The organism is Acetobacter estunensis, from assembly GCF_011516945.1.
GTDB lineage: Bacteria > Pseudomonadota > Alphaproteobacteria > Acetobacterales > Acetobacteraceae > Acetobacter > Acetobacter estunensis.
Window position 1 is genome coordinate 1 of record NZ_WOTH01000097.1, and the last position, 1,234, is coordinate 1,234.

Genomic DNA, 1,234 nt, shown 5'->3' on the forward strand with positions numbered 1-1,234 from the left:
ACTTATAGATAGGGAATTTTTTACAGAGTTCCCGGACTCTTTCGTGGACATTGTTTTCCACGTCTGCGTTGCCTTCACCGCCGGAGGCGGCAAGGGCGGTGAGCACCTCGTCGATCATCTCGCCGACCAGCCGGAACTCGGCCTCACGGAAGCCGCGCGCGGTGGCGGCGGGGCTGCCCAGACGGATGCCCGAGGTGATGGCGGGCTTTTCGGGATCGAACGGCACGGCGTTCTTGTTGGCCGTGATGCCCGCACGCTCAAGCGCCTTTTCGGCAGCCTTGCCGGTCACCTTCTTGGGCCGCAGATCGACCAGCAGCAGATGGCTGTCGGTGCCGCCCGTGACCAGATCGAAACCGCGCGCGAGCAGCGTCTCGCCCAGTGCTTTCGCGTTGGCGGCCACGGCCTGCTGATACTGCTTGAACTCGGGCTTGAGCGCCTCGCCGAACGCCACGGCTTTGGCGGCGATGACGTGCATCAGCGGCCCGCCCTGCAGGCCGGGGAAGACGGCGGAGTTGATCTTCTTGGCCAGTGCCTCGTCGTTGGTGAGGATCACGCCACCACGCGGGCCGCGCAGGGTCTTGTGCGTGGTGCTGGTGACGATATCGGCGTGCGGCAGCGGGCTGGGATAGAGACCGGCGGCCACGAGGCCTGCGAAATGCGCCATATCCACCATCAGCAGCGCGCCGACGTCATTGGCGATCTTGCGGAAGCGGGCGAAGTCGATGATGCGCGGATAGGCGGAGCTTCCGGCGACGATCAGCTTGGGCTTGTGCTCGCGGGCGAGGGCTTCCATCTGGTCGTAGTCGAGCAGGCCGTCCTGCTCACGCACGCCATACTGCACGGCGTTGAACCACTTGCCGGAATAGTTGGGCGCGGCGCCATGGGTGAGGTGTCCGCCGGCGGCCAGCGACATGCCCAGCACGGTGTCGCCGGGTGTGACGACGGCCATGAAGGCGGCCTGATTGGCGTTGGCGCCCGAGTGCGGCTGGACGTTGGCGAAACCTGCGCCGAAGATCTGCTTGACGCGGTCGATGGCGAGGATTTCGACCTTGTCGACCTCTGCGCAGCCGCCGTAGTAGCGGCGTCCGGGGTAGCCTTCGGCGTATTTGTTGGTCAGCACGCTGCCCTGGGCCTGAAGCACGGCCTCGGAGACCATGTTCTCGGAGGCGATCAGTTCGATCCCGTCGCGCTGGCGCTCAAGCTCGGCACCAATCGCCGACGCAACAGCAGGGTC

Annotated in this window: 1 protein-coding gene; it reads right to left on the bottom strand. The window is 65.6% G+C overall.

The window, feature by feature from the left end; all coding sequences use genetic code 11:
- The coding region (gene glyA, locus GOB87_RS16420; protein WP_166319177.1) for a serine hydroxymethyltransferase at positions 1-1,234 on the bottom strand (1,234 nt) is incomplete at both ends.